Origin of the sequence: Ramlibacter tataouinensis TTB310 (assembly GCF_000215705.1) — a bacterium.
Classification (GTDB): Bacteria; Pseudomonadota; Gammaproteobacteria; order Burkholderiales; family Burkholderiaceae_C; genus Ramlibacter; species Ramlibacter tataouinensis.
In genome coordinates this window covers 3,958,756-3,980,324 of sequence record NC_015677.1, presented here as the reverse complement: position 1 = coordinate 3,980,324, position 21,569 = coordinate 3,958,756, and the positions used below count along the sequence as shown (strand labels likewise).

At 67.4% G+C, this 21,569-nt stretch carries 21 protein-coding genes; 9 read left to right on the top strand and 12 right to left on the bottom strand.

The features are described from left to right. The first annotated feature begins 30 nt into the window (after positions 1-30). The 5 genes from RTA_RS19115 (at position 31) to RTA_RS19095 (ending at position 6,545) form a co-directional block, all read left to right on the top strand. Positions 31-687, top strand: coding sequence for an FHA domain-containing protein (locus RTA_RS19115; RefSeq protein ID WP_013903080.1), 657 nt, complete (start codon positions 31-33; stop codon positions 685-687). A gap of 185 nt (positions 688-872) precedes the next feature. Next, positions 873-1,664 carry a 3',5'-cyclic-nucleotide phosphodiesterase gene (locus RTA_RS19110; RefSeq protein WP_013903079.1) on the top strand — a complete coding sequence of 264 codons (792 nt, stop codon included), beginning with the start codon at positions 873-875 and terminating at the stop codon, positions 1,662-1,664. Beyond that, positions 1,661-4,063 (top strand): GspE/PulE family protein, encoded by a 2,403-nt coding sequence (locus RTA_RS19105; protein ID WP_013903078.1) that lies wholly within the window; start codon positions 1,661-1,663, stop codon positions 4,061-4,063. Before RTA_RS19110 ends, RTA_RS19105 begins: the two co-directional genes overlap by 4 nt. A 134-nt stretch (positions 4,064-4,197) precedes the next feature. After that, the gene (locus RTA_RS19100) at positions 4,198-4,707 is read left to right on the top strand and encodes a pilin (protein WP_013903077.1); all 510 of its coding nucleotides are present in this window, start codon (positions 4,198-4,200) and stop codon (positions 4,705-4,707) included. A 71-nt stretch (positions 4,708-4,778) separates the two neighbouring features. Next, a complete protein-coding gene (locus RTA_RS19095; protein ID WP_081466324.1) occupies positions 4,779-6,545 on the top strand; it encodes a PglL family O-oligosaccharyltransferase in 1,767 nt (588 codons plus the stop codon). Here RTA_RS19095 and moaC read toward each other — a convergent pair. After that, complete coding sequence (gene moaC / locus RTA_RS19090; RefSeq protein WP_041675771.1) at positions 6,542-7,036, bottom strand: cyclic pyranopterin monophosphate synthase MoaC; 495 nt, start codon at positions 7,034-7,036, stop codon at positions 6,542-6,544. The genes RTA_RS19095 and moaC overlap by 4 nt on opposite strands. Here moaC and tfpZ point away from each other — a divergent pair. Continuing rightward, positions 7,035-7,832 carry a TfpX/TfpZ family type IV pilin accessory protein gene (gene tfpZ / locus RTA_RS19085; RefSeq protein ID WP_013903074.1) on the top strand — a complete coding sequence of 266 codons (798 nt, stop codon included), beginning with the start codon at positions 7,035-7,037 and terminating at the stop codon, positions 7,830-7,832. The two genes, moaC and tfpZ, sit on opposite strands and share 2 nt — an antisense overlap. A 4-nt stretch (positions 7,833-7,836) precedes the next feature. Then, positions 7,837-9,342 (top strand): M48 family metalloprotease, encoded by a 1,506-nt coding sequence (locus RTA_RS19080; protein WP_013903073.1) that lies wholly within the window; start codon positions 7,837-7,839, stop codon positions 9,340-9,342. Here the strand turns inward: RTA_RS19080 and RTA_RS19075 are convergent. Continuing rightward, on the bottom strand, positions 9,310-9,663 hold the full coding sequence (locus RTA_RS19075; RefSeq protein WP_013903072.1) for a phage holin family protein: 354 nt from the start codon (positions 9,661-9,663) through the stop codon (positions 9,310-9,312). The genes RTA_RS19080 and RTA_RS19075 overlap by 33 nt on opposite strands. A gap of 66 nt (positions 9,664-9,729) precedes the next feature. On the opposite strand from RTA_RS19075, the gene RTA_RS19070 reads away from it, so the two are divergent. Beyond that, positions 9,730-10,182 (top strand): DUF3717 domain-containing protein, encoded by a 453-nt coding sequence (locus tag RTA_RS19070; RefSeq protein ID WP_013903071.1) that lies wholly within the window; start codon positions 9,730-9,732, stop codon positions 10,180-10,182. 4 nt (positions 10,183-10,186) lie between these two features. Here RTA_RS19070 and RTA_RS19065 read toward each other — a convergent pair whose 3' ends face one another. The 3 genes from RTA_RS19065 to purB form a co-directional block, all read right to left on the bottom strand. Beyond that, the gene (locus RTA_RS19065; protein WP_013903070.1) at positions 10,187-10,747 is read right to left on the bottom strand and encodes a YaeQ family protein; all 561 of its coding nucleotides are present in this window, start codon (positions 10,745-10,747) and stop codon (positions 10,187-10,189) included. Positions 10,748-10,752: 5 nt separating this feature from the next. Next, on the bottom strand, positions 10,753-12,387 hold the full coding sequence (locus tag RTA_RS19060; protein ID WP_013903069.1) for a tetratricopeptide repeat protein: 1,635 nt from the start codon (positions 12,385-12,387) through the stop codon (positions 10,753-10,755). Between the two features lie 98 nt (positions 12,388-12,485). Further along, a complete protein-coding gene (gene purB, locus RTA_RS19055; protein WP_041675769.1) occupies positions 12,486-13,865 on the bottom strand; it encodes an adenylosuccinate lyase in 1,380 nt (459 codons plus the stop codon). Positions 13,866-13,994: 129 nt separating this feature from the next. Here purB and RTA_RS19050 point away from each other — a divergent pair, with 129 nt between their 5' ends. Continuing rightward, complete coding sequence (locus tag RTA_RS19050) at positions 13,995-14,609, top strand: glutathione S-transferase family protein (RefSeq protein ID WP_013903067.1); 615 nt, start codon at positions 13,995-13,997, stop codon at positions 14,607-14,609. Positions 14,610-14,882: 273 nt separating this feature from the next. Here RTA_RS19050 and RTA_RS19045 read toward each other — a convergent pair whose 3' ends face one another. Genes RTA_RS19045 through RTA_RS19015 form a run of 7 tightly spaced genes read right to left on the bottom strand, consistent with a single transcriptional unit; the run spans position 14,883 to position 21,434 of the window. Continuing rightward, positions 14,883-15,731, bottom strand: a complete 849-nt coding sequence (locus tag RTA_RS19045; RefSeq protein WP_013903066.1) for an SDR family NAD(P)-dependent oxidoreductase — start codon at positions 15,729-15,731, stop codon at positions 14,883-14,885. Continuing rightward, positions 15,728-16,261 carry a DUF3833 domain-containing protein gene (locus tag RTA_RS19040; protein ID WP_013903065.1) on the bottom strand — a complete coding sequence of 178 codons (534 nt, stop codon included), beginning with the start codon at positions 16,259-16,261 and terminating at the stop codon, positions 15,728-15,730. The genes RTA_RS19045 and RTA_RS19040 overlap by 4 nt, the downstream gene beginning before the upstream one ends. Further along, positions 16,258-17,559 (bottom strand): MFS transporter, encoded by a 1,302-nt coding sequence (locus RTA_RS19035; protein ID WP_143763105.1) that lies wholly within the window; start codon positions 17,557-17,559, stop codon positions 16,258-16,260. The genes RTA_RS19040 and RTA_RS19035 overlap by 4 nt, the downstream gene beginning before the upstream one ends. 5 nt (positions 17,560-17,564) lie before the next feature. Beyond that, a complete protein-coding gene (locus tag RTA_RS19030; protein WP_143763011.1) occupies positions 17,565-18,077 on the bottom strand; it encodes a chalcone isomerase family protein in 513 nt (170 codons plus the stop codon). A gap of 41 nt (positions 18,078-18,118) precedes the next feature. Continuing rightward, positions 18,119-19,333 (bottom strand): SAM-dependent methyltransferase, encoded by a 1,215-nt coding sequence (locus RTA_RS19025; protein ID WP_013903062.1) that lies wholly within the window; start codon positions 19,331-19,333, stop codon positions 18,119-18,121. A 20-nt stretch (positions 19,334-19,353) separates the two neighbouring features. Continuing rightward, a complete protein-coding gene (locus tag RTA_RS19020; protein WP_013903061.1) occupies positions 19,354-20,106 on the bottom strand; it encodes a DUF1365 domain-containing protein in 753 nt (250 codons plus the stop codon). Further along, positions 20,103-21,434, bottom strand: coding sequence for an NAD(P)/FAD-dependent oxidoreductase (locus tag RTA_RS19015; RefSeq protein WP_013903060.1), 1,332 nt, complete (start codon positions 21,432-21,434; stop codon positions 20,103-20,105). The genes RTA_RS19020 and RTA_RS19015 overlap by 4 nt, the downstream gene beginning before the upstream one ends. Positions 21,435-21,569: the final 135 nt, after the last annotated feature.

Below are 21,569 nucleotides of genomic sequence, written 5' to 3'. Positions count from 1 at the left end.
ATTCGAACGAAAGCCATACAGGAGTCGACCATGCCGAAGATGATCGTTTCGATCGACGGTGTCGTCATCAAGGAAGTACAGCTCACCAAGGACCGCACGACGCTCGGTCGCCGGCCGTACAACGACATCGTGATCGACAACCTCGCGGTCAGCGGCGAGCACGCCGTGCTGCAGATGACCGGCAGCGACGTCTATCTTGAGGACCTCAACAGCACCAACGGAAGCTATGTGAACGGCAAGGCCGTCAAGAAGCAGTTGCTGCAGAACAACGACACGGTCGAGATCGGCAAGTACAAGATCAAGTACGTCAACGAGGCGCCCGGGGCCAATTTCGAGAAGACCATGATCTTCAAGGCCGGTGCTGGAGGCCTTGCCGCGGCGGCGTCCGCCGGGCGGATCGATGCCACGGGAGCGGACCTGAGCGGCGTGAATGCAGCCATCAAGGTCTTGTCAGGCGCCGCCGCCGGCCGCGAGGTGCCGCTGGTGAAGGTGGTCACCACCATCGGCAAGCCGGGGGTGGCGGTGGCCGCCATCACCAAGCGCCCCCATGGGTTCGTGGTGGCGCATGTCGAAGGCGGCAACAAGCCAACGCTCAACGGAGCCGCCATCGGCGCCGAGCCCGTCACCCTGAAGAACGGCGACATGCTCGAACTGGCCGGCACCCAGATGCAGTTCGTCCAGGCCTGAGGTGCCGGCGTGCCCCCGCGGCCTGACGCTTCGGAGCGGTGTTCCGATCTCCTCGCTTCGGCGCGTGTAAGCAAAAACTACCTTTACGAGCTGTATCCGCGACGTGTAGCCTCGACGGGGCTGCGTCCGTTCGACCCCGGGTGGGACGGGGCCGCCAACTTCGAAACCAAGTGAGGAGCAGTGCGATGAAGGTGCGGGTGCTGGGCTGCTCTGGAGCCATCGCGAGAGGCTGTCGCACCACCTCCTTCCTGGTCGGCGAGGACGTGCTGGTGGATGCCGGCACCGGCGTGGGCGACCTGACGCTGGACGAGATGCGCAAGGTCAGGCACGTGCTGTTGACCCATTCCCACCTGGACCACGTGGCGGCGCTGCCGCTCATGATCGACGCGGTGGCGTCACAGCTCACCGAACCCGTGCGCGTGCATGCGCTGGCCGGCACCATAGGCGCGCTCAAGGACCATGTCTTCAACAACGTGATCTGGCCCGATTTCAGCCGCATCCCCAGCCCGGAGGCCCCTTTCATCAGCTTCCACGAGCTGCAGGTCGGCCAGGTGCTGCAGCTGGGCGGCAAGGCCGTGGAGGTCCTGCCGGCCGTCCACACGGTTCCGGCGGTCGGCTTCGCCGTCAGCGCGGGCGGTGCCAGCTGGGTGTTCACCGGCGACACCGAGCGCAACCCCGCGTTCTGGCAACGGATCAACCAGTTGGACGTGGCCGCGCTGGTGATCGAAACCGCTTTCAGCAACCGGGAGCAGGAACTGGCCCGGCGCAGCCTCCATCTGTCGCCGCTGGCGCTGGCCCAGGAGCTGGACTGCATCGACAAGGCCAAGGGCTTTCCGATCTACATCACGCACACCAAACCCGCCGAGACCGAGCTGATCATGGCCGAGATCCAGAAGTTCGACCAGACGCAGCCTTTCGGTCCCGATGTCTCCCACGACATCCGCTGGCTGCGCGCCGGCCAGGAGTTCGAGTTATGAGCGCCGTCGTCAAGCCGGCTCGGGATTCCGAGCAGGCCTTCTTCGATTCGCAGCAGCTGCCGCCCGACAAGCGCGGCGTTTCGTTCGAGGCCCTGTTCTACCGTCAGCTGCAGCAGGTGACCACGCGGATCCACGAGACCGAGAACCTGGAGCAGATCATGCTCGAGGTGAGCCCGCACATCTGCAAGCTGCTCAATGCGGACCGGCTCACCCTGTATGCCGTCAACGAGGACCGCAGCGCCATCGTCTCCAAGGTGAAGACCGGGCTGAACACCAGCCGCGAACTGAAGCTGCCGGTCAGCGCGCAGAGCATCGCCGGTTATGCCGCCCTGAGCCGCCAGATGCTCAACATCGCGGACGTGTACGACGATGACGCCTTGCGCCGCATCCACCCGACGCTCACCTTCCTGCAGGAGGTGGACAAGCGCTCGGGCTACCGCACCAAGCAGATGCTGGTGCTGCCCATCATCGATGCCGACGACCTGCACGGCGTGCTGCAGGTGATCAACAACAAGAGCGACCAGACCTTCGGCGAGCTGGAGGTGGAAGGCGCCACCCAGCTGTGCAAGACGCTGGCGACGGCCATCCGCCAGCGCATGCAGAAGGCGCAGGAGGGCCAGCGGCGCAGGGCCACCAAGTACGACGGCCTGGTCGTCGACGGGGTGTTGACGGCCGACGAACTGCGGCGCTGCATCCAGAAGGCGCGGGAGGAGGGCCGGTCGGTCGAGAACGTGCTGATGTCGGACTTCCAGGTCCGCCCGGCCCAGATCGGTCCCTCGCTGGCCAAGTACTTCGGCGTGGCTTACGAGCCGTTCAACGCCGGGCGCATCCGATCGGAAATCATCCAGGGTCCGCTCAAGCGCGAGTTCGTCGAGGAGCAGGGCTGGATCCCGCTGGAGGACACGCGGGAAGGCCTGCTGGTGATGTGCCTGGACCCGGAGGCCGTGCGCGGTTCGCGCGTGGTTCCGCAGGTCTTCCAGCGTTACACCAAGTTCGCCTACCGGGTCACCACGCACACGGAGTTCGAGGAAACCCTGGCCCAGCTGTACGGCGCCTCGGAAGGAGCCTCCATCGACGAACTGCTGGCCGACCTGAGCGGCCCGCTGGACGACGAGAACGACGATTCCCTGGAGTCCGCGGCCGCCGACAACGAGCTGGTGAAGTTCGTCAACAAGGTCATCGTCGACGCCTACAACCAGCGCGCCTCCGACATCCACATCGAGCCGCTGCCCGGCAAGGCCAAGACCGGCATCCGCTTCCGTGTGGACGGCGGGCTGCTGCCCTACATCGAGGTGCCCTCGCATTTCCGCCAGGCGCTGGTGACGCGCCTGAAGATCATGTGCGACCTCGACATCTCCGAGAAGCGCAAGCCGCAGGACGGCAAGATCAAGTTCAAGAAATTCGGGCCGCTGGACATCGAGCTGCGCGTGGCGACCATCCCCTCCTCGGGCGGCGTCGAGGACGTGGTGATGCGCATCCTGGCCTCGGGCGAGCCCATCCCGCTGGAGAAGCTGGGGCTGACGCCGCACAACAAGGACCGCCTGGAAACGACCGTGAGCAAGCCCTACGGCCTGTTCTACGTGTGCGGCCCCACGGGTTCGGGCAAGACCACCACACTGCACTCCATCCTGAAGTTCCTGAACACGCCCGACACCAAGATCTGGACGGCGGAGGACCCGGTCGAGATCACGCAGAAGGGCCTGCGCCAGGTGCAGGTCAACAAGAAGGCCGGCATCGACTTCGCGCTGGTCATGCGGGCTTTCCTGCGCGCCGACCCGGACATCATCATGGTGGGCGAGTCGCGCGACAAGGAAACGGTGTCCATGGGCGTGGAGGCTTCGCTCACCGGCCACCTGGTGTTCTCGACCCTGCACACCAACTCGGCGCCGGAATCCATCATCCGCCTGCTGGACATGGGCATGGACCCGTTCAACTTCGCGGACGCCCTGCTGGGCATCCTGGCGCAGCGGCTGGCCAAGAAGCTGTGCGAGTGCAAGGAGGCCTACGTGCCCTCGTCCGAGGAGCTCAGGTCCTTCATCAAGGAGTACTCCGAGGAACTGCGGCACTCCGCCGCCTGGAAGGCCGACCCCGGCGGCGAGGCGCAGAAGCTGTACGAGGACTGGGTCGATACCTACGGCGAGGACGGCCAGCTCAAGTTCTACCGGTCGGTGGGTTGCGACAAGTGCGGCAAGACGGGCTACAAGGGCCGGCTGGGGCTGCACGAGCTGCTGGTGGCCGACGAGCAGGTCAAGAAACTGATCCAGGAGCGGGCCCGGGTGGCGGAGCTGTTCGCCGCCTCGGTCGAGACCGGCATGCGCACCCTCAAGATGGACGGCATGGAAAAGATCATGATGGGGCTGACGGATTTGAAGCAGGTCAGGTCGGTGTGCATCAAGTAACGCGCCCGCCGAGGGACAAAATTGTTCCTGATGACCAGGATGTTGATCCAATAATAGTATTTTGGTTCTAATTAGGGTCCTGGCACAGCAGTTGCAAAACCTCAGCGCTTCTTCGACAACACACTGGAGGTTCTATGAAGCGTCAACTGCAAAAGGGTTTCACCCTGATCGAACTGATGATCGTCGTGGCGATCATCGGTATCCTGGCCGCCGTGGCCCTGCCGGCGTACCAGGACTACACCATCCGCGCCAAGGTGTCGGAAGTCGTGCTGGCCGCGTCCCAGTGCCGCACCAGCGTGACGGAAACGGTTCAGTCCACTGCAAGCAACGTCCTGCCCGACGCAAATATGTGGGGTTGTGAGGCGAACACCACCGGAGACGCCGCCAGCGCTGCAAGCAAGTATGTGTTCTCGATCACGACGAACAACGCGGGTGTCATCACGGTGTCGACTCCGACGACCGCCGTCGATCTGAAGGACGCTGCGGGCAAGCAAATTACGCTGGTGCCCTACAAGAACGCCAATACGGCGCTCGTTAACGGCGATGTCGGCACCAATGTGTTCAAGTGGGTTTGCGGCCCGGGCGGCACCCCTGCCACTGCTATGCCGGCGAAGTACCTGCCGGGTTCTTGCCGCGGCGGTTAATCAGCGTCAGCTCGCTGGTCCTAGCGAACAAGAAGGCGCGTGGTACGCGCCTTTTTTTCTTTCTCCACGAAATGAGCAATGCTTATGTGACGCGTGCACTGGGCTGGCTCGGCGTCGTTCTGTGCGTCGCCCTTCTGCTGCCGAATCACTATTCGCCGTGGCGCTCTTCGCACCAGGAGTTCCTGGCCGTCGCAGCATTCGGTCCGCTCCTCGCGGGCGCTGTGTGGAGCGGCCATTTGCCTCGCTTGGCTCTCGGCGGGCTCATGCTCGCTTGCATTCCGCTGATCCAATGGATGGCTGGCATGCTTCATTTCGCCGGCGATGCCTGGGTGAGCGCCTTTTACCTGGCTGCGTTCAGCCTGGCCGTTATCGCAGGCCACCAAGTTGTTGCCCCGCATGGCGCCGCAGGTCCCGCAGGACTCGATCGACTGGTTCCGCTGTGGGGGGGGCTTGTTCTGGCAGGTCTTCTGTCCGTAGCCGCCGCAGCGCACCAGTGGCTGGACCTGCAACGTCTGGGCGCATTCGTCGCAGATATGCCGCCGCGGGGGCGACCTTACGGCAATCTCGCGCAACCCAATCAATTGTCGACCTTACTGTTGCTGGGCTGCATGGGCCTTTGGTTCCTCTGGGAGTCGGCCCGCCTTCACACAGCGGCTGCGCTCGCAGCGGCATCCTTGCTGGTAGTGGGTCTGGTGCTCACCGGTTCGCGATCGGTCCTTCTCATGCTGGCCTGGTTCCTTCCGGCTTTCTGGTTCATGCGGCGGCGCTGCCAGATCCGATTGACCCCGGCCGCGCTCGCCGCCCTGTTGGTCGTGTTCGTTGCCTTTTCGGCCAGTTGGTCCTGGCTGAACGACAGGCTTCTTCTGGCCTCACCCTACGCAGCCCTTGACCGGCTCGGCCAACCCAGCCTGCGCCAAACATACTGGACAGCGATGCTGGATGCCGTTAACCGCCAACCTTGGCTCGGATACGGCTTCAACCAAGCCGGCGTGGCGCAGACCGCCGTAGCACTCGACCATCCGCCAATGCTGGAGTTCTACGAGAGCGCCCATAACGTGTTCCTCGACCTGGCAGTCGCAGCAGGTGTTCCCGTGGCACTGCTGGTGTTGCTGGGGCTGGGGCTATGGACGCGGTATCAGCTGCGGGTATGTTCCACCCCTCAAGGGGCCGTCACGCTTGCTGCCGTGGGCGTGGTCTTCAGCCACGCCATGGTCGAGTACCCTCTGCACTACCTCTACTTCCTGCTTCCGGTCGGTTTGTGGATGGGTACCTTGACAGCGGTGCACGCGACCAAAAACCCCGAGTTGGAGACGCTGGAAAGCCGCTTCGCCAAGCCTACCCTGCTTGCAGGCGCAGGCTTCGTTCTGGTTGCTGGCCTGCTCATGTTGCGCGATTACCTGCCCTACGAGGAGCATTGGCGAATGCTTCGATACAGGGAGGCGCAGATTGGAGACCTGCGGCGAGAACCGGCGCCAGATACCTTGCTCCTGACACAGCTGAACGCCTTGGTCAGCGCCGCCGCTGCCGAACCGGAAAACGTGAACTCGGATGAACTGGAACTGCTTCGACGTGTGGCGGAGCGCTATCCCTATCCCTCGACGATGTACAGCTATGCAATCGCGTTGGCGACCAAGGGCTTTTCGGAACAGGCTGCGCTCGTGCTTCAGCGGCTTTGTCAGATGCAGTCCCGCAAAAGTTGCCACGATGCCCAGAAGGAGTGGGCACGGGCGCAACAACGTCAACCCCAGCTTGCATCTGTCCGCCTGCCCGGGATGGTGCAGGTGCGGCAGGATGGACCCGATGATCAGTCGCCAGGCCCGCGCAGTCCCCTGCGCTAGGGTTCTTTGCGCAGGAAATGCCCGGACTTGCCGCCCTGTTTTTCAAGCAGTCTTACGGCTTGTATCGTCATCCCACGGTCCACGGCCTTGCACATGTCGTAGATGGTGAGCAGTGCCACCTGGACCGCGTTCAGTGCTTCCATTTCCACGCCCGTGGGCCCTAGCGTCTCCACCCTCGCAGTGCAGGCGACAGCAGCCGGTCGCTCATCTTGCTGGGACTGCGTTTCAAACTCCAGCGCCACCCGGGTCAACGCCAGCGGATGGCACAAGGGAATCAGGTCACTCGTCTTCTTCGCTGCCTGGATCCCGGCAATCCGCGCGATGCCAAGCACGTCCCCCTTCTTCGCCGCGCCCGATTCGATGATCGCCAGCGTTGAGGCTAGCATCTCGATCCGCCCGGTCGCCACCGCAACGCGGTGCGTGGCGGGTTTGTCGGCCACGTCCACCATGTGGGCCTGGCCTTGTGAATCAAAGTGAGTGAGGTTGCTCATGGAAGAAGCATTTGTCATTTCTGGTCATCATAAGCCTGCCTTCAAGTGGCGCGCACGCGCGCGCGCGATGGCGATTCACCTGGCAATCAGCGCCGCGGTGGCCGCACTTGCGGCCATGTTCGTCTTTGGCCTCTGGTACCCCTATCCTTACCGGGAGATCTCCGGCGGACGGGAGCTGTTCTTGCTGCTGGTGACGGTGGACGTGATCCTGGGCCCCCTGATCACTTTTGCCATTTTCAATCAGGCCAAGCCACGCGCCGAGCTGCGGCGCGATCTGACGGTGGTCGGCTTGCTGCAGCTGGCCGCGCTTGCTTATGGTCTGTGGATCGTGGCGATCGCCCGGCCGGTCCACCTGGTTTTCGAGATCGACCGCTACCGCGTCGTGCACGCTATCGATGTCCCCGCGGAACTGCTGCCCTCCTCACCGGACAAGGTGGTGTCCTTTTCATGGACAGGTCCGAAGCTGATGGCCGTGCGGCCCTTCGCCAGCGAGGAAGAGAAGATGGAAGCCACCATGGCGGCGCTCCAGGGCGTCGATCTCGGTGCCCGGCCTGACTTGTGGGAGCCCTACGAACAAGCCCAACCCCGGGTGCTGGCGGCCTCCAAACCTGTTACAGACTTGCTCGGGCGTTTTCCTGCTCATGCTGCCGAGATAGATAAAGTGCTGGGCAGAATGAACCGTCCGGCTGCTGGCGTGTCCTACCTGCCGATGGTCGGTCGCAAGAGCTTCTGGACCGTTCTGGTCGACGCTCGTACCGCGGAAGTGTTGGCCTACCTGCCCATCGACTCGTTCTGAACTCATGACGTTTGCGCCGGTGTTCCGCCGGACCTCGCTCCTGCTGCTCGCGGCCGCCCTGGCGGTCGGGCCGAGGCTCGCCTCCGCCCAGCTCCCCACCCTCGGGGACTCCACCGACATGTCCGTCGGCGCCGAGCGCAAGCTCGGCGAGCGCATTGCCCGCGAGCTGTACCGCGATCCGGACTACATCGACGATGCGGTCCTGGCCGAGTACGTGCAGAACCTGTGGCAGCCGCTGCTGGCGGCCGCACGGGCGCGGGGCGAGTTGACGTCGGAGCTGGACGAGCGCTTCGCCTGGCAGGTGCTGCTGGGCAAGGACCGCAGCATCAACGCCTTCGCGTTGCCTGGCGGCTGGCTGGGGCTGCACCTGGGCCTGGTCAGCGCCACCACCTCGCGCGACGAGCTGGCCTCCGTCCTGGCGCACGAGCTGAGCCACGTGACCCAACGCCACATCGCACGGCTGGTCACGCAGGAAAAGCGCCAGGCCCCCTGGGTCATCGGCGCCATGATCCTGGGCGCCCTGGCCGCCAGCAAGAGCGCCGACGCCGGCAACGCCGTGGTGGCGGGCAGCCAGGCGCTGGCGGTGCAGAACCAGCTGAACTTCTCGCGCGACATGGAGCGCGAGGCCGACCGCATCGGCTACTCGATCATGACGCAGGCCGGCTTCGAGCCGCAGGGCTTCGTCACCATGTTCGACAAGCTGCAGCAGGCCTCCCGCCTGAACGACAACGGCGCCTTCCCCTACCTGCGCACCCACCCCATGACCACCGAGCGCATGGCCGACATGCAGTCGCGCCAGCAGCTGGCGGGGCGGGCGCCCGCGGAACGCGCCGCCGACCTCGAGCACGCGCTGATGGCCGCGCGGGCGCGCGTGCTGACCAACGCCGGCGTGGACGCGCAGCGCGGCCTGCTCAGGGAAGCCGGCGGCCTGCCCGCCGACGCACCTCGCGTGCGCCAGGCCGGTGTGCTGTACGCCGCGACGCTGGCGGCTGCCCGGTTGCGCGACGCGCCGCAGGCCGATCGGCTGCTCCAGCGGCTGACGCCGCTGCTGGCCGACAACGCCAAGGCCAATCGCCTGGCGCGCCTGCTGGCCGGCGAACTGGCGCTGCTGGCCGGGGATGCGCAAAAGGCGGCGGTTGCGGTGGACCCGGGCGCCGGCGGTCGGCCCGAGCTGCTGCTCTCGGCCCAGGCCAGGATCCGCTCTGGCGGCCCGGCCGAGGCGGCGCAGCGCCTGCAGACCTGGGTGGCGCTGCATCCGCGCGACGCGACCGCCTGGCAGCTGCTGTCCACCGCCTACGGCGCCCAGGGCCAGGCGCTGCGTGCGGTGCGGGCGGAGGCCGAGGCCCAGGTGGCCTGGCTGGACTACTCGGCCGCGATGGACCGCTTCAAGGCGGCGCAGGAACTGGCCCGCCGCGGCGGCGCGGCGGGCGACCACATCGAGGCCTCCATCGTCGACACCCGCGCGCGGCAGGTGGAGTCACTGCTTCGGGAACAGGCGCTCGAGCGCTGAGTCGATGACGAGGCCGATCGCCGAATAGATCAGCGACCCGAGCAGCGCGGCGCCGAAGCCGCGCACGTGGAAGTTCTCCAGCACGCCGGCGGCGGCCCAGAACATCAGGGCGTTGATGATGAACAGGAACAGCCCCAGCGTCACCACGGTCACCGGCAGGGTCAGCACCACCAGCACCGGCCGCACCACGCCGTTGAACAGGCCGATGACGAAGGCCGCCAGCAGCGCGGCGCCGAAGCTGCGCACCTCGACGCCGGCATACACATAGGTCAGGAACAGCAGCGCCGTCGCGCTGAGCAACCACTTGGCGATGAGCTTCATGCCGCGAGCGTAGCACCGGCAGCCGCCGGCGGCCAGGCGCTATCATCCGCCTCCCGCCGCGCAACCATGGCCGCCATCCACATCACCGACATCGAGGCCGCGATCAACTTCTGGCGCGAGAAAAAGCCCTCGCCCGACGGGGTGACGCTCGCGCCCGAGCTGCGCGCCCTGGCCGAGGTCTATGCCCTGATGATCTTCTACCATGAGGACGAGGCCGCCGAGCGGGGCTTCCCGCCCAAGGCCTACGAGGCCTGGAAGGCCTGGTACGACAGCACGCCCGACACGCCGTGCATCGCGATCTGCTCCACCAGCCAGGGCGACCCGGTGTGCAAGGGCTGCGGGCGCACCGAGGACGAGGTCCAGCACTGGCCGGCGATGAGCCCGGCCGAGAAGCGCCAGACCTGGCGGCGCATCACCCTGCACGGCGATGCCTGGCGCTTCAACCGCTACCGCGAGCGCGCGGCGGAGGGCGCGGGCAAGGCCGGCGCCGCCGGGACCCAAACGCCCGCCACGGGTTGAGCGCTCACTTCCAGCGCAGCGGTTCCACGTCGAGGCTGCGCTCCCCGTCGCCCAGCGTCAGCACGCCTTCCTGCAGCGTCGCCTGCAGCTGCATGGTGCGTGCCGCCAGTTGCGCCAACGCCTGGCTGGCCTCGGGCGGCAGGCGCCAGACCTCCAGGTTGGCCAGGCGCGAGAGCCGGCCCTCGACGCCACGCCACCAGACCTCGGCCGCGTAGCTGAAGGCGTAGACGCACACCCGGTCGGCCTTGCCGCAGGCCTTGGCCACCGGCTTGTCCTCCGGCTGGCCGACCTCGATCCACAGCCGGGTGCGGCCGGTGAAGTCGCGCAGCCACACGTCGGGTTCGTCGGGATCGGACAGGCCCGCGCCGAAGGCCAGCGTGCCATCCCCGTTGCACTGGGTTTGCAGCGCATGCGCGTTCAGCGCCAGCGCCGCCAGCCGCACCATCATGCGCTCGTCGGTCTCGCTGGGGTGCCGCGCCAGCGTCAGCGCATGGTCGGCGTAGTAGCCGTGGTCGATGTCGGCCAGCTGCAGCTGGGCCTTGAAGATGGTGGACTTCAGCGCCATGGGAATTACTGCATCTCGACTGTCGCGATGCCGTCACTGGAGCGACGTGCGGCGATGCGTTGCTTGGCGGAAAAGCTCCCATGAAGCGCGGCAAGCTCAAGGGAGGCTTCAGCTTCCGTAGTCCGCTCGAGCGCCGTCAAAGCCAGAAAGCGCGTGTAGTACAAGTCTGCACTTTGGGGAATAGACTGACGAGCTATGTCAAGTTCGTCGAGCGCATCTGTTGGCTGGCCCATTCGCAGCAGTGTGACGGCGCGTGAGATGCGATAGGGCCCATGGGTTGGGTTCAAGCGAATGGCTTGATCAATGTCGCTTTTTGCCCCGATCACGTCCCCCGCAAAGAACCGCGCTCGCCCTCGATTGAAGAAAATGCGCGCTGCACCGGCGATTTCCAGTTTGGGAAGCTTCTCAGCAGCATCCTCCCAAAGGGCGAGGCGACTGCGCATGGATTCCAAACGGTCTGCGGATTGGATTGAAAGCACTGGAATGATCGCGGCAAAAGCGAGCAACAATGCCTTGCGATTCAGGTGCCGCAACCCCGCCGCAGCCAGCGCGGCATAGCCGACAGCCCACAAGTAGCTGCGGTACAGGACGAATGGTTCCTGCAGCCGCACAGTTGCCAGCTCCACAACAAACAAACCTGCGGTAAAACTCAGCGAAAAAGCGAGCAGCTTGCAGCGCCGGGTCCACATTGCCAGCACCAAGGCTGTTACCGGTACAGCGGCAAACAAAGACAGGGCTAGCCAAGCGCTGCTGTGATTCCAATCGCGCAGAAAATCCACCCGCAGATCGATCGACATTTGCCGCGTATCTGGGAAAAGCCATTGCCCTGCGTACCGAAGGTAAAGCTCCGCTTGTGTGGATGCCGAAAACAGCCACGTCTGGTAGGGGCCTGCCAGGCTGGGTAACCCCCATACCTCCTTCCCCAGCTCTTGCAGCCCCGGTTCGTGTGCACGGCCAAACGCATGAGAGCTGCGCCTCATTGCAAGCATCATGGCAGGCAGACAGAGTGCTAGGAAGCTGCCCATCAACTTGAGGAAAGACATCGGCTTGCCGTTGACGAACACGAGCAAAGCAAGCGCAGCAAACGGCATGACGATGGCATGCTCTTTCGAAAGAATCGCCAGGGAGGCCCACCCAGCAGCCCGAATCGCAGCTGATGCGGTCGATTGCTCGCCGCGAATACCCTGAAGCAGGCATCGCAGGCAAAGGAGAGTGAACAGCGCTGCAAGAACGGTGGTGCGCTGCACCAGGTATGCCGCGCCATAAACAGCGACAGGATGGGCGACAAATGCCAGCGCAACGAGCGCTGCAACGATGCCGTCCCCGGTACCTGCCAGTGCTGTGCCGGGCGAGAGCCCCCTGTCGGCCTGCAGCAGTTCTTCCAACAGGCGGTACAGCTGAAAGGCCACCAGGATGTGTATGGCCAAGCCAACCAGCCGGTGCGCGGGCAAGCTGCCGAACTGAGTTTCAACCCACCCCAAAGTGAAATAGGGTAGCCCACGTGACCCCAATTCCCAAGGTGCGATCGCTGCCCGCGCCAGCCATTCGCTATGGAACAGATTTACGTCATCGAAGATGAGGGGATTGTTCAGGTAGAGGCCGTAGACAGCGAACCCGATCGCTATCAGCAGTGCGAGCACAACGGTTCGCCGCAGGACGGCGGTGCGAAGGCTGCCGCCTTGGCCCTCTAGCCAAAGCGGCGGCTCCCCGCGAGACACCCGACCCTGGAGCAGCTGACTTAACATCGCTGGGCAAGGTCCGTCGCTGCGCCAATGTAGCTTGCCGGGGTCATCTTGAGCAGTCGTTCCTTCTCTGCTGCCGGAATTTCCAATGAGCGAATCAAGCGGTGCAAATCTTCGGCCAGCACGCTCTTGCCGCGCGTGACTTCCTTGAGCTTCTCGTACGCGCCCTGCACGCCGTAGCGGCGCATCACGGTCTGGATCGCCTCGGCCAACACCTCCCAGGATGCGTCCAGGTCGGCGGCCAGCGCCTCCTGGCTGAGCTCCAGCTTGGACAGGCCGATGCCCAGGGAGTGGTAAGCCAGGGCCGCGTAGCCCAGAGCCACGCCCATGTTGCGCAGCACGGTGGAATCGGTCAGGTCGCGCTGCCACCGCGACACCGGCAGCTTCTCCGACAGGTGCTTGAGCACCGCGTTGGCCAGTCCGAGGTTGCCTTCGGCATTCTCGAAATCGATGGGGTTGACCTTGTGCGGCATGGTGGACGAGCCGATCTCGCCCTCGCGCAGCTTCTGCTTGAAATACCCCAGGCTGATGTAGCCCCAGATGTCGCGGCACCAGTCCACCAGGATGGTGTTGGTCCGCGCCACGGCATCGAACAGCTCGGCCATGTAGTCGTGCGGCTCGATCTGGATGCTGTACGGCTGGAAGGTCAGGCCCAGCCCCAGGGGCTCGGGCGTCTCCACCACCTTGCGGCTGAAGGCCTCCCAGTCGAAATCCGGCCAAGCCGCCAGGTGCGCGTTGTAGTTGCCCACGGCGCCGTTCATCTTGCCCATCAGTCGGATGGCGGCGATGCGCTCGCGCGCGGCCGCCAGGCGCACCACCACGTTGGCGATCTCCTTGCCCACGGTGGTGGGGCTGGCGGTCTGGCCATGCGTGCGGCTGAGCATGGGCACGGCGGCATGCGCGTGCGCCATCTCGCGCAGCTTGGCGATCAGCGCGTCCAGCGCCGGCAGGATCACCTGGTCGCGCGCGCCCTTGAGCTGAAGCGCGTGGCTGGTGTTGTTGATGTCCTCGCTGGTGCAGGCGAAGTGCACGAATTCGGCGGCCCGCAGGAGCTCGGGCCGCGCCTCGAACTTGGCCCTGATCCAGTACTCCACCGCCTTGACGTCGTGGTTGGTGGTCTTCTCGATCTCCTTGATCGCCAGCGCGTCGGCCTCCGAGAAATTCTTCACCAGCCCGAGCAGGTAGGTGCGCGCGCCGGGGGACAGCGGCTTGAACTCGGCGAAGCCCGCGTCGGACAGGGCGACGAACCAGCAGACCTCCACCTGCACGCGCCTGTGCATGTAGCCCTGCTCGCTCATGAGCGGGCGCAGCGGCGCCAGCCGTGCGGCGTAACGGCCGTCCAGCGGTGACAGCGCGGCGATGGTGGAGAGCGTCATGCGGCGGATTGTAGGGGCCACCCCCCGGGCCCTTGCCCTGTCCGCGCCGTCCGGCGCGGCGCGGCGGCGAGGCACTTCCTTCTAGAATGGCGGCCGCGCCAACTCGAACCCAGCCCCAGAGCCCCTGCCATGAAACTGATCGGAGCCACCACCAGCCCCTACGTGCGCAAGGTGCGCATCGTCATGGCCGAGAAGAAGCTGGACTACCAGTTCATCCTGGAGGACGTGTGGGCGGCGACCACCAGCATCAGCGAATCCAATCCCCTGGGCAAGGTGCCCTGCCTGGTGATGGAAGGCGGCGAGGCGCTGTTCGACTCGCGCGTCATCGTCGAATACCTGGACACGCTCTCGCCGGTGGGCAAGCTGATCCCGGCGGTGGGCCGCGAGCGCGCCGAGGTCAAGACCTGGGAAGCGCTGGCCGACGGCGTGCTGGACGCGCTCATCCTGGCCCGCCTGGAAAACCACTGGGCCGGGCGCGCCCCCGAGCAGCGCAGCCGGGCCTGGATCGACCGCCAGATCGGCAAGGCGCAGGCCAGCCTCAAGGCGATGAGCCAGGGGCTGGGCGACAAGCCGTTCTGCGCCGGCATCCACCTCAGCCTGGCCGACATCGCCGTGGGCTGCGTGCTGGGCTACCTGGACTTCCGCTTCCCGGACATCGACTGGCGCGAGCCTTACCCCAACCTGGCCAAGCTGCACGAGAAGCTGATGCAGCGGTCCAGCTTCGTCGACACCCTGCCGGCCTAGGGCCTGTCATCGAATGTTTTGCGGGACGCGTTGCGGCCACAAAGGCCGCGCGCAAGGCGCGTGGACGCAGCCGGGCTAGGTGCCCGGCAAGGCCGCGCAACGCGGCGCGCGGTCTTTGTGGCCGCAACCCGAAGGGAGCGGGCCCAGAACCGCGCCATGCAGCGTTGCCCTCCTAGGCCGGGCGGCCCAGCCCGGCCGTCCGTCAGGCGCCTTGCCTGGCGCGGTTCTGGGCTCGCTCGCGCCCGCAAAACATTCGATGGCAGGCCCTAGCGGCTACAGCCCGGTGAAGCGCCGGACCGCCGCCTGGTACAGGCGGAACGGCAGCAGCTCCAGCGTCTTCATCCACAGCGTGAAGCGGCGCGGGAAGTGAATCTCGAACTGTCCGCGCGCCCAGCCGCGCAGGATGGCCTGCGCCGCCTGCTCGGGCTTCATCAGCGCCGGCATCTCGAAGTCGTTGCCCGCCGTCAGCGGGGTCTCCACGAATCCCGGGTTGATCAGGCTCACGCCCAGGCCCTTGTCGCGCAGGTCCAGGTAGAGCGTTTCGGCCAGGTTGATCAGCGCCGCCTTGGTGGGCCCGTAGGCCAGGCTCTTGGGCAGGCCGCGGAAGCCCGCCACGCTGCTGACCAGGCTGATATGGCCGCTGCGCTGGGCCAGCAGCCGCGGCAGCACGGCGTCCAGCAGGTGCAGCGCGCCACCGTAGTTGACGCGGTCGTGCCGCAGCATCTCCTCCAGGCTGAAGGCGGTCGCGCGCAGCGCCCGGTAATGGCCGGCGCAGTACACCACCCAGTCCAGGCGGCCCTGCTGGCAGATCACCTCGGCGGCGGCCTGCAGCGCCGCCGCGTCGGTCACGTCCAGCGGCAGCGGCACCGCGCCCGGGTGCTCCCGCGCGAAATCCTCCAGCGCGGCTAGGTTGCGCGCCGAGACGAACACGCGCGCGCCCTGCGCATACAGCGCGGCGGCCAGCGCGCGCCCGATGCCGCTGGAGGCGCCCACGATCCAGGCGCTGCGTCCGCGCCAGTCCACCTGCGGCGGGTTCAGCGGCGCAAAGCCACCGGTGCTGCGGTGCTTGGGTTGATAAGGCGGGCCCGCGGCGTCCGGGCTGAGGCCGATCTTGGTGATCATCGCTTCGTGAACGCCAGGGTCACTTCACCCAGGGTGACGCCGAACTTGCTCATGCTTGCCTTGTTCAGCATCACGCGCTCGTTCATCAGGTACATCCAGTCGTCGAAGGCGACGTTCCAGACGCGCCCGTCCACCGGCAGCGCCAGGGTGTAGCGCCAGCGGAAGGCGTTGCCGCGCGCCTGGCCCTCGGCCAGGCCGACCACGTCGTCGGCGCGGCCGGTGTAGCGGCCGTCGGCGCCGCGCGTGAGCCGCCACACCCGGCGCTGGGTGCTGCCGTCCGAGTAGGTGAAGGCCTCGTCCAGCACGCCTTCGTCGCCGTTCCAGCGGCAGTCCATCACCACCGTGAAGCGCTTGACCACACGGCCCGAGCGGTCGGTGAACACCCCCCAGGCATCCACCGTGCCGTTGAAGTACTGGCGCAGGTCCAGCACCGGCTTTTCCGACTGGTGGTCGGCGATGTCGGGGCTGGCGCAGCCGCCGGCGAGCACGCCGGAAGCGAGCGCGGCGGCAAGCAGGAGACGTCGGTTCATGGCGGGCCTTCCGGTCGGATGAGGGTGAGGTACAGGCCGGCTGCCGCCAGCAGCTTGAGGGCGCAGGGCAGCAGGCAGTAGGCGACGGCCAGCGCCGTGAGGGCGGCCGGCTCGCGCGCGCCCGGCGCATAGCCGGCCAGTTCGAGCAGCGGCAGGGCCAGCCCGGCGGCCAGTGCCAGGTTGAGCTTGGTGGCGAAGTTCCACCAGCCGAAGTAAGCGCCTTCGTGCCGGCCGCGGTCGCCGGCGTCGTGGATCACGCCGGCCAGCAGCGCGCTGGGCAAGGCCAGGTCGCTGCCCAGGGCGATGCCCGAGGCCGCGCACACGAGCAGGAAGGCCAGGCTGTCGCCAGCGCCCAGCTGCAGCGTCCAGATGAAGGCGGCCAGCGCCAGGGCCATGCCGGCCAGCCAGCTGCGCGCCAGGCCGATGCGGCGCACCAGGGCCAGCCAGGCCGGGATGGACAGGGCGGCGCACAGGAAGTACGTGCCCAGGAACGCCGGCTCCAGGCTGCGCGGCGCCTGCAGCCGGTCCTGCACGAAGAACAGCACCAGCGTGGCCGGCACGGCGCTGGCGATGCCGTTGAGCATGAAGACGGCGAGCAGGCGACGGAACGCCGGGCGCCTCAGGGGCAGCCAGAGGGCATGCGCGGGCGCGTTGAGCGGCCGCGCCGCGGGCGCCTGGCTGCGCGACCAGGCCCAGCAGCCCGCGGCCAGCAGCACGGCGAACAGCGCCGCCGTCGCCGGCAGGCCCAGCAGGGTCGGCGCGAGCGAGGCCAGCAGCACGCCGGCCAGGCCCAGGCCTTCGCGCCAGGCGACGATGCGGCTGCGCCGGGCCTCGTCGCCGCCCAGCATCGCGCCCCAGGACTGGTGCGCCACGCTGAGCGTGGAGTAGGCCGCATAGGTCAGCACCAGCAGCACCGCCGCCCAGGCCAGCGCGGCCTGCACGTCGCGCACCGGCGGGAAGAACAGCAGCGCGAAGCCCGCCGCCAGCACCACGGCGGCGGCCGCGCCGGCCCGCAGCACCGACTGCAGCGAGCGGGCGAACCAGCGGTCCACGGCGCGGCCGATCAACGGGTCGATGAAGGCATCCAACAGGCGTGCGCCCAGCAGCACGGCGCCCAGCATCGTCAGCGGCACGCCGAACTCGCGTGCGTAGTGGTTGGGCACCAGCACGTACAGCGGCAGCGCGACGAAGGCCAGCGGCAGGCCCAGCAGTCCGTAATGCAGCCCGTCACGCGCGCCGAAGGGCACGGGTGCGCCCTCGCGGTCGCCGGTCGCCGCCGCCGTGTCGCCCGAGGCCATTGCGCTCATGGCTTGCCCTGGCCCAGCAGGGCCTGGCGCAGCGCCGGCTCCGAGGTGGCTTCACCCAGCCAGATGGCGAAGAACAGGCGCGCGAAGCGGGCATCGGCGATCTCGCCGATCGCCCGGCCGTTGTGGAAGAAGGCGGCGCCCTGGCCTGGGCGGTGCAGCCCGGCCAGCCGGTCGCCGCGGCGCACGTCGGGCAGCAGCGCCGCCAGCTGCGCCTGCCAGCGTTGCGCCTGCGCCGGCTCGATGGTCTCGTGGCGCTGCATCTGCTCCAGCGACACGCGCGCGATGTCGGCAGCCTCCAGCTCGCGCAGGTAGCCCAGCTCCAGCACCAGGGCGTGCTGCTCGAAGGATTCCGCGCGAAAGCCCGGCGCCGCCCACAGCACGGCGTCGTAGACCTGCAAGCCCCAGAACGTGAGCCGGCCCCGGCCCACGGCCTGCAGCCCGGCAGGCGCTTGCGCCAGCACCGCCGCGGCAAGCACCGGGGGCTGCTGGGCTTCTGCGGGCATCTGCATGCAGCCTGCGGCGAGGGCCCAGGCGCACAGCCGCGCCGCGGCTACGCCTTCTGCAGCGTGTACTGCACCACGTCGATGTTCGCCTGGGCGAACGCGGCCTCGCAGTACGCGAGATAGAACTCCCATATGCGGATGAACCTTTCGTCGAAACCCAGTCGCAGCACCTGTGCCCGCTCGGCCAGGAACTTCTCGCGCCAGCGCCGCAGCGTCTCGGCGTAGTCGGTGCCGAAGGACAGCTCGTCCACCACCTGCAATCCCGCGTCCTGCGCCGCGCGCCGGAATTCGCGCGGGCAGGGCAGGCAGCCTCCGGGGAAGATGTACTGCTGGATGAAATCGGTGGAGCGGATGTAGCGCTCCCACAGCGCGTCGTCGATCACGATGCTCTGGATGCATGCCCGGCCGCCCGGCTTGAGCAGACGCTGCACCGCGCCGAAGTACGAAGGCCAGTACTCGCGCCCCACCGCTTCCACCATCTCGATGGAGCAGATGGCGTCGTAGGGGCCGTCATTGATGTCGCGGTAGTCCTGCAGGCGCAGGTCGGCCGCCCCGGGCCGCAGGTGCGCCAGCCGCCGCTGCGCGAAAGCCAGCTGCTCGGTGGACAGCGTGACGCCGGTGACGCGGGCGTCGAACTCGTCCACCGCCATCTGCGCCAGCGCGCCCCAGCCGCAGCCGATCTCCAGCACGCGGTCGCCTGGCCGGACACCGGCCAGGCGCAGCGCACGCCGCACCTTGGCATGCTGCGCCTGCGCCATGGGCTGGGCCAGGTCGCCGTCGAACCAGGCCGAGGAGTAGTTCATCGTGCCGTCCAGCCACAGGCCGTAGAAGGCGTTGCCCAGGTCGTAGTGGGCATGGATGTTCTTCTGGCTGTTGGCCCGGGTGTTGCGATTGAGCAGGTGGCGCAGGCGGTAGAGCAGCCGGCCGGCCCAGCTGCCGTAGATCACGTCCTCCACCTCGCGGCGGTTGCGGATGAACACCTTCAGCAGCTCGGTCAGGCTGGGCGTGGTCCAGTCGCCGGCGATGTAGCTCTCGGCAAAGCCGATGTCGCCCGACTTGAGCGCGGCGGTGCAGACGTTCCAGTTGCGCAGCGTCAGCGCGGCGAAGGGGGCGTTGCCGTTGCCGAAGCGCCGCAGGCTGCCGTCGGGCAGCTGCACGGTGAGGGTGCCGTGCGCCAGGCGCTGCAGCAGCCCCAGCGCGGTGCGTGCCGCCGCCGGCGCGCCCGGGGGGATGGCGAAGTGGTTGACCGTGGTCGTGTTCATCGTCCGTCGGGGATCTCTGTTTATCGGGTGACGAAAGCCTGCGGCGTGGCCGGCTTGCGGAAGAAGCCGACCCGCCTGGCCGCCAGGCGCAGCGCCTGCCAGTGGATGCGCGCGATCACGCCCAGCGTCAGGACCGGGTGACGCCACAGGGCGCGTCGCAGCGAGGCCGCGGTGACCGGCTCCAGCGCGCCGCTGACGCTGGTTTGCAGCAGTGGGCCCTGCGCGTCGTCGTAGTCGATGCGCACCACGGTGCGCTCGCGCCCCGGCGTCACCATGAAGCGGAAGCGGTAGGCGCCTTCGACGCGGCAGAACGGCGAAACGTGGAACACCTTGGCGGCCCGCAGCTCGGCGCCCAGGCGTGGCGCGTCCAGCAGGTAGCAGTGGCGCTCGCCGAAGGTGTTGTTCACCTCGACCACGATGGCGCGCAACTGCCCGTCCTCCCGGTGGCAGTACCAGAAGCTCACCGGCTTGAAGGTGTAGCCCAGCACGCGCGGATAGCAGTGCAGCCAGGCCTCGCCGGTGGCGTCGGCGATGCCTTCCGAGCGCAGCAGCTCGTCCAGCCACTCGACGGCGTTGTCGCGGCCGTCGCCGTGGTCGCGGTCGAAGAAGCTCAGGGCACCGGGCCGGTTGTGGGCCAGGGGAGCAGGGCTGCGCTCGCGGTGCAGCGTCCGCAGCGGCAGCATGAGGAAGCAGGTGGGGTAGGCGAAGGCATGGCGCGCCGGGCGCAGCCGGGCGTGGCGCACCTGGCCGAAGCCGATCAGCGCGCCCGTCACAGGGCAGGCTCCAGCGGCGCGGGATCGCTCATGCCCATGCGGGCGCGTGCTATCTCGACCATCAGCTGCCGCGCCACGCCCAGGCCGGCCTTCAGGCCATCCTCGTGGAAGCCATAACCCATCCAGGCGCCGGCGAACCAGGTGCGGCGGCGCCCCTGCAGCTGCGGAACCTGCGACTGGGCGCGGATGGCGGCCACGTCGAACACCGGGTGCGCATAGTCCCATTCCCCGACCACCCGGTGCGCGGCGATCTCGCGCACCGGGTTGAGCGAGACCAGCATCGGCTGCTCCCAGGGCAGCGGCTGCAGCATGTTGAGCAGGTAATGCAGGCAGACGCGGGCTTCCTGGTCGGCGCCCGGGCCGCGTTCATAGTTCCAGGCCGACCAGGCCATGCGCCGCTGCGGCAGCACCGACACGTCGGTATGCAGCACCGCGCGATTGGGCTGGTAGCGGATGGCCGACAGCACCTCGCGCTCGGCCGCATCGGCGTCGGCCAGCAGCGCCAGCGCCTGGTCGCTGTGGGTGGCCAGCACCACCTGGTCGAATTGCTCCCAGCCGGCATCGGTGCGCAGCTGCACGCCGTCGGCCGCGCGCCGCAGGGCGCGCACCGGGGTGTTCAGGCGCGCGTCGGCCACGTTCGCCACGATCTTGTCCACGTACCGGCGTGCGCCGCCCGCCACTGTCCACCAGCGCGGCCGGTTGGCCACCTGGATCAGGCCGTGGTTGTGGCAGAAGCGGATCATGGTGGCGACCGGAAAGCGCAGCATCTGGTCGGTGGGGCAGCTCCAGATGCAGCCCAGCATCGGCAGGAAATACCAATGCCGGAACTCGCGCGAGAAGCCGTGCGCATCGAGGAAATCGCCCAGGGGCTGCAGCAATTCGGCCTCGTGGTCAGCCTCGGCGATGCGGGTGGCGAGCTGGTTGAAGCGCAGCAGGTCGCGCAGCATGCGCCAGAAGCGCGGACGCAACAGGTTGGCGCGCTGGGCGAACACCGTGTTCAGGTCGCTGCCGCTCCACTCCAGGCCGCGCTCGCCGAAAGCCTGCGGCACCTGGACCGAGAACGACATGTCGGACGGCGCGGTCGCGATGCCCAGCTGCTCGAACAGCGCGATCAGCTGCGGGTAGGTGCGCTCGTTGAAGACCAGGAATCCGGTGTCGACGCCGTGCGTGACCGCGCGGCCCTGCGCGTCGGGCAGTGTCACGTCCACGGTGTGGGCGTGGCCGCCGAACCAGGCTCCCGCTTCGAACAGCGTGAGGTCGGCGCGGCCGCGCAGCTGGTGGCAGACGGCCAGGCCGGAGATGCCGGATCCGACGACGGCGACCTTCACCGAAGGCCCCGTGTGCCGGAGGGCAGTTGAGAAAAATGCCGCGAAGCGCCCTGGAACGAAGGAGGGAGGGAGGGAGGAGGAGAAGAGTCGCTCCAGGATTGCAACCGGGTCAACTGCTCCCGGCAGGCTTCGCGA

What these genes read in the sequence shown, in the direction of transcription:
- RTA_RS19105 (WP_013903078.1), top strand. Translation starts at nt 1,661, where the DNA reads ATGAGCGCCGTCGTCAAGCCGGCTCGGGATTCCGAGCAGGCCTTCTTC.
- RTA_RS19100 (WP_013903077.1), top strand. Translation starts at nt 4,198, where the DNA reads ATGAAGCGTCAACTGCAAAAGGGTTTCACCCTGATCGAACTGATGATC.
- purB (WP_041675769.1), bottom strand. Translation starts at nt 13,865, where the DNA reads ATGACGCTCTCCACCATCGCCGCGCTGTCACCGCTGGACGGCCGTTAC.
- RTA_RS19045 (WP_013903066.1), bottom strand. Translation starts at nt 15,731, where the DNA reads ATGATCACCAAGATCGGCCTCAGCCCGGACGCCGCGGGCCCGCCTTAT.
- RTA_RS19075 (WP_013903072.1), bottom strand. Translation starts at nt 9,663, where the DNA reads ATGAAGCTCATCGCCAAGTGGTTGCTCAGCGCGACGGCGCTGCTGTTC.
- RTA_RS19040 (WP_013903065.1), bottom strand. Translation starts at nt 16,261, where the DNA reads ATGAACCGACGTCTCCTGCTTGCCGCCGCGCTCGCTTCCGGCGTGCTC.
- RTA_RS19030 (WP_143763011.1), bottom strand. Translation starts at nt 18,077, where the DNA reads ATGCAGATGCCCGCAGAAGCCCAGCAGCCCCCGGTGCTTGCCGCGGCG.
- RTA_RS19080 (WP_013903073.1), top strand. Translation starts at nt 7,837, where the DNA reads ATGACGTTTGCGCCGGTGTTCCGCCGGACCTCGCTCCTGCTGCTCGCG.
- RTA_RS19110 (WP_013903079.1), top strand. Translation starts at nt 873, where the DNA reads ATGAAGGTGCGGGTGCTGGGCTGCTCTGGAGCCATCGCGAGAGGCTGT.
- RTA_RS19035 (WP_143763105.1), bottom strand. Translation starts at nt 17,559, where the DNA reads ATGGCCTCGGGCGACACGGCGGCGGCGACCGGCGACCGCGAGGGCGCA.
- RTA_RS19115 (WP_013903080.1), top strand. Translation starts at nt 31, where the DNA reads ATGCCGAAGATGATCGTTTCGATCGACGGTGTCGTCATCAAGGAAGTA.
- RTA_RS19025 (WP_013903062.1), bottom strand. Translation starts at nt 19,333, where the DNA reads ATGAACACGACCACGGTCAACCACTTCGCCATCCCCCCGGGCGCGCCG.
- RTA_RS19065 (WP_013903070.1), bottom strand. Translation starts at nt 10,747, where the DNA reads ATGGCGCTGAAGTCCACCATCTTCAAGGCCCAGCTGCAGCTGGCCGAC.
- tfpZ (WP_013903074.1), top strand. Translation starts at nt 7,035, where the DNA reads ATGGAAGAAGCATTTGTCATTTCTGGTCATCATAAGCCTGCCTTCAAG.
- RTA_RS19050 (WP_013903067.1), top strand. Translation starts at nt 13,995, where the DNA reads ATGAAACTGATCGGAGCCACCACCAGCCCCTACGTGCGCAAGGTGCGC.
- moaC (WP_041675771.1), bottom strand. Translation starts at nt 7,036, where the DNA reads ATGAGCAACCTCACTCACTTTGATTCACAAGGCCAGGCCCACATGGTG.
- RTA_RS19095 (WP_081466324.1), top strand. Translation starts at nt 4,779, where the DNA reads ATGAGCAATGCTTATGTGACGCGTGCACTGGGCTGGCTCGGCGTCGTT.
- RTA_RS19070 (WP_013903071.1), top strand. Translation starts at nt 9,730, where the DNA reads ATGGCCGCCATCCACATCACCGACATCGAGGCCGCGATCAACTTCTGG.